Origin of the sequence: Holospora undulata HU1 (assembly GCF_000388175.3) — a bacterium.
Classification (GTDB): domain Bacteria; phylum Pseudomonadota; class Alphaproteobacteria; order Holosporales; family Holosporaceae; genus Holospora; species Holospora undulata_A.
Map to the genome: position 1 here is coordinate 1 of NZ_ARPM03000097.1, position 4,743 is coordinate 4,743.

The 4,743-nt window shown below is 36.5% G+C and carries 4 protein-coding genes and 1 pseudogene; 1 reads left to right on the plus strand and 4 read right to left on the minus strand.

The window, feature by feature from the left end; all coding sequences use genetic code 11:
* Positions 1-88: 88 nt before the first annotated feature.
* The 4 genes and pseudogenes from K737_RS10335 to ygfZ all read right to left on the minus strand — a co-directional run bounded on the left by K737_RS10335 (position 89) and on the right by ygfZ (position 3,649).
* Positions 89-259 (minus strand): hypothetical protein, encoded by a 171-nt coding sequence (locus K737_RS10335; protein ID WP_024161370.1) that lies wholly within the window; start codon positions 257-259, stop codon positions 89-91.
* A 6-nt stretch (positions 260-265) separates the two neighbouring features.
* A pseudogene (locus K737_RS11850) lies at positions 266-511 on the minus strand (transposase); the annotation flags it as partial.
* Positions 512-968: 457 nt separating this feature from the next.
* Complete coding sequence (locus tag K737_RS01955; RefSeq protein WP_006301611.1) at positions 969-2,732, minus strand: ABC transporter ATP-binding protein; 1,764 nt, start codon at positions 2,730-2,732, stop codon at positions 969-971.
* Positions 2,733-2,734: 2 nt separating this feature from the next.
* Positions 2,735-3,649, minus strand: a complete 915-nt coding sequence (gene ygfZ / locus K737_RS06750; RefSeq protein ID WP_006301613.1) for a CAF17-like 4Fe-4S cluster assembly/insertion protein YgfZ — start codon at positions 3,647-3,649, stop codon at positions 2,735-2,737.
* 242 nt (positions 3,650-3,891) lie between these two features.
* Between ygfZ and K737_RS01965 the strand changes: the two genes are divergently transcribed.
* Positions 3,892-4,269: an IS630 transposase-related protein gene (locus K737_RS01965; RefSeq protein WP_006301614.1), complete on the plus strand. Its 378-nt coding sequence runs from the start codon at positions 3,892-3,894 to the stop codon at positions 4,267-4,269.
* Positions 4,270-4,743: the final 474 nt, after the last annotated feature.

A 4,743-nucleotide genomic window follows, 5' to 3' on the forward strand; every position in this document is an offset into this window, starting at 1 on the left:
GATTTAGCTATCCTATGTTCTTTCGACGATCCAACGCTTTGGAAGTATGGCCCATCCTTGAGATATACGCTCTGAGATTGCTATAGTTTTATTCAATAGAGTTCTCACAAACTCCCTTTAATGTAGGATATTTTTGCAACGCTTCTTCAAAAACTCCGCACCCAGCACCTGTGCCATTGGCCTTATGAACAGTGATATGGAGCAGATTGCCTTGCCTATCAAGAACACTATGCTGTTTGCGTATCTTTTTTCCCTCCATCTATACCTATTTTTTCTGAGGCACTTGTGGGGTTAACACTTGTTTTAACACTTTGTGAATGATGCTATAGCTGGGATTCTTACTCCTTTCATACTTACTTCGGCTTGTCTTAACAAGTTCATGCATCTCTTTTTCCCATACCCCCTTAATCCTACATGGTCTATAAAACAAATGTACCGTCGAATATGGTGGAAAATCTTTTGGTAGCATGCGCCATTGACAACCGCTCTTGATTATATAAAATACTGCATTAACCCCCTCTTTTTTTGTATTAGCTTATATTGTCATGCTTGGATAATTCTTCTTCTACTCCTCCAAGCCTTTTATATCACACTTTTTTATTCATGAATACAGGTTCTAAGATCACATAAAAAAGTCACGTTAAATCAATTTTCAATCGGTAAAACTTTCACTAGCTGAGTGTATGTAGCACTTTTTTACGGAATTTTTGATAAACATTCTAGCGTGATTTATTTTCGTTGTACATAACTTTTTTATGTGACCTTAGTTATAGCGATAAAAATAGCCTCCGTAAACAAGAGATTGTCTTGGGCGGAATCATCTCCTTGTTTTCCAGGCAAAAGATCTTTTATCCTATCCCACTAATCGTTCCAAAATACCTTCTCAAAAAAAATCGAAAAAATCAACTTAATTGTAAAAGAATATGGTATTTATTTTTACTTTAACCTAATTCCGTATTTCAGAGGCTTTATTCTTCTTTAAGACCTCTCATTTGTAAACTCCACAATTTTCGATACATTCCATTTTTCTGTAAAATTAACGAGTCATGTGTTCCATCTTGAACAATTTTTCCCGCGCTAAACACTAAAAGACGCTCCATGCTTAATAAGGTATTTAAACGGTGTGCAATAAATAAAACAGTTTTACCATGCATTACTTCTGAAAACGCTTTTTGTAACTCTTCTTCTGTAATTCCATCTAGACTGCTGGTCGGTTCATCTAAAATTAAAATAGGCGCATCCTTTAATATAGCTCTTGCAATGGCAATACGTTGTCGCTGTCCCCCTGAAAGACGGCTTCCTCTTTCTCCTACAATCGTATCATATCCTTGAGGAAGCGCTTGTATCACTTCATGAATCTGAGATTTTTTTGCTGCTTCCTGCACCTCTTCAAAAGTTGATTCAGGGCGACCGTACAAAATATTATCCAAAACAGACCTATTGAATAATATACATTCTTGAGGGATCACAGAAATCGCCTGCCTTAAGCTGCATAGATTAACATTTTTTATATCTTGACCGTCTACACACACTTGTCCTTTTTGGACATCTTGAATTCGAAGCAGTAAATTAATAAAAGTTGATTTTCCACTTCCTGAAAATCCAACAATCCCTACTTTTTGCCCTCCTGGAATATGAAGATTAAAATCAGAAAAAAGAGGTGCTTTGCTGTGACGATCGTAGGAAAAATTTACCCTTTGAAATACAATCTCCCCTGTGGAAACTGACAAATGAGGGGGAAGAGATGTTAATTCTAAAACTTGACTTTCACAGTACACAATGGAAAGAGCCTGCTTTAATGCACCTAATTTTTCCCAGAATTCTCTTATTTCTGCTCCTAAAGTCCAAAATTGATCTAAAATTTGCACATTTAATGTTAGCACTAAAACGAATTCTCCAGCACTGATTTCTCCAGATTTTATCCCTTTCCAAAGCCACCAAAAACATAATCCTTCAAAAAATACAAAAGACAGGCTCTGGAAAGCATGCAGAATGCGAAAAAAATAATCCCTATCCTGTTCCTTTTGTAAGGCCGCATTTGTGTATTGACGTATCAGCGAAAGTTCTAGAATATGCCTAAAAAAAAGCTGTACACTGGCAATGTTAGAAAAAACATCTACAATTTTTCCCACTACTCTAGAGCGAGATTCTGCAGCACGGTGTGCCAAATGGCTCTTAGAAAATAAAAAACTTAAAGATCCTCCCAAAAAAATAATCAACCAGCACAGTAATGCCCAAGCAAAATGCGGATGAACTTTTGCCACGCTATACATTGAAAACACCAGCGTAAAAAAGCAAGTTAAAAAGTTATCAACAAAAATTTCAATAATGTTGGGAACAAACGTCACTACGTCGTTAATTTTATTGGTAAGATTTCCAGAAAAATGCTTTTGATAAAATTGAAGAGGCTTTTGCATCATTCGCTGCATTAATTTTAGCGCAATGTATTCCCTTTGAGCAGGAAAAAATCTTGCTATTGTTGTGTCGTAGCCAAAATTAATCCAACAAAAGCCAAGACCTAAAAGAAGGTAAAAAACCATCAGTTTTGTAAGTGTTTCAGTATAAGGCATATTTTTTGCATGGGTTACGATGTCAATGATAGACTTGACCAAAGCGGGTTGTAACGTAACAATGGCGGCCCAAGCCAAAGAAAGAAAACTTAATGCTATGATTTGCTTCCAAAAAGGACGAGAAATTTCGTAGAAAAATACAGAAATTTTTTTGTTAGACATTGCTAGACTCCTTGAGTACAGACCTCTATCGATTCTTTATTAGGAGTTAATATTCCGGTTACCATTGTTCCATCGGTCTTGTACCCTTCAAAATTTCCGGTATCCAGACAAGTAAGAGCCCACGCTTGATCCAAACAAAGCAATCCCTGACCTGAGCAAAAACTTCCCCAAATCCCTTGAACATTACCTTTATTATCTAATAGATCTTCCCCAGCTTTTAAAACAGATCCGGCAAGAACATGAGTTAAACGAAATAAGCCCCTACGAAAACGATTCTGATAAAAACTTCTTGCAATGACCTCTTGTCCTATATAGCATCCCTTTTTCCAAGAAATTCCTTGATGAAGATGGTAATGGTATTCTAAGATCGAAGAACGTCCACCAACAAGGTCACAAGCACCGCAAGGAATACCGTTTTGAATACATAAAACACGATAATATTTTTCTGTTCCTGGAATACACAAAGGGGTGGGAATTTCGTGCCAACATTCATAAGGGAGGATAACGCGAAAACCCAAATTTAGGTGACGAGGGTCTTGAAATATGATACCAGATCGCTCTTGTATATGCATTTGTACTTCATGATGAAGTTGATGGCATTCTGGACCACTAAAACTTATAACAGCAAAAGGCATATCTTGAATCTGAACAGAATGCAATGGCCCATACTGATCGATCAGCCCTTTAATCACAGGATAATGAACAACATCGCACTCTAAACATAAATGCCCCTTGTGATAAAAAACGAAAGCGTCTGCAAGAAAACGTCCTTGACGGTTTAAAAAAGCAGTAAACACCCCAATGCGATGGTCAAGAAGCTTCATATCGTTAGTAGAAATTCCCTGAATAAGATTTTCAGACTCTTTTCCCAAAAGCCGACTTACACGACGAGAAATCAAAGGAATCCAAGTATTCATATTGTAAATCTTTTTCAGTGCCAAAGCATTTAATCCTTTGCATTCTATAAAATATTTATCTAAAATTCAAGATGAACAGCTTTTTATAAAAATGATTTAAAATAATATTTTGATTTTATAACAAAATAATTTAAGAAAACAAAATTCATGAAAAAAATCAAGTATGTAGTGTCGTACATTAAATTATGGTATAGTAATTTAGGTTGAATTAGGTGTAATTTTTTTGTTACAGTAAAAAGAAAATGACGAAGAGCTACAGCAACGATTTAAGACAAAGAGTAATAGAATATTTAGATGAGGGGAACGGGTACATTGAAGCATCGCAACTATTTAAAATAAGTGTATCAGCGATAGGCAGGTGGTATAGAAAATACAAACAAGAAGGCAGTTATTTTCCTAAGAGGCGTGGTGGCTCAGAAAAAAAGATTGACTTAGGAAAGCTTGAAGAGTACGTCAAAGAAAACCAAAATATGACCTTAAAAAAAGCTGCTCAAGAATTTGGGGTAAGTATTTTTACAATCAGTTACTGGTTAAAAAGATTAGGCTATAGCTATAAAAAAAAGACTTTTCGTACGTGGAAGCAAGCAAATAAAAGCGAAGTCAGTATCAAGAATCGATAAAATATATAGCGTATCCAAGTCTTGTATATGCCAAATAAAACTGAAAATGTTGGACTAATGCGTTAAAAGTAGTCATTGACACAGACAAGATCCATGGCGATGGTGTCTCAGGTTTGGTCGAAAAAATGCAGCATACTCTTGCAAAACTTTTTGGCAGAGGCGAAAAATCGATTATTGCGCACATGTTCATTCTTCGATGGGGTTCAGGTTGGGGCTGGAAATAATGCACCTCAATCCCTCTTTCTTTTGCTGCTTTTTGGGTATCTTTGCTTGTAGAGGCCTTGATCCAAGATCAGGTGAATGCTAGGCGCCTTTGGATAAGCGTCTTTTCAGCGGATCAAAAAACGTCTTCATAGTGGCTCTATTCAAGGTTTTTAAGGATACCACTGTAAGGCGCATATTTCCTCCCATCAGGTTTATGCGTGTAAGGCTGTCATGGCAATGTGGGTGCCTGACAGGTGATTTTCGTTTCCA

What these genes read in the sequence shown, in the direction of transcription:
- K737_RS10335 (WP_024161370.1), bottom strand. Translation starts at nt 259, where the DNA reads ATGGAGGGAAAAAAGATACGCAAACAGCATAGTGTTCTTGATAGGCAA.
- K737_RS01955 (WP_006301611.1), bottom strand. Translation starts at nt 2,732, where the DNA reads ATGTCTAACAAAAAAATTTCTGTATTTTTCTACGAAATTTCTCGTCCT.
- ygfZ (WP_006301613.1), bottom strand. Translation starts at nt 3,649, where the DNA reads ATGAATACTTGGATTCCTTTGATTTCTCGTCGTGTAAGTCGGCTTTTG.
- K737_RS01965 (WP_006301614.1), top strand. Translation starts at nt 3,892, where the DNA reads ATGACGAAGAGCTACAGCAACGATTTAAGACAAAGAGTAATAGAATAT.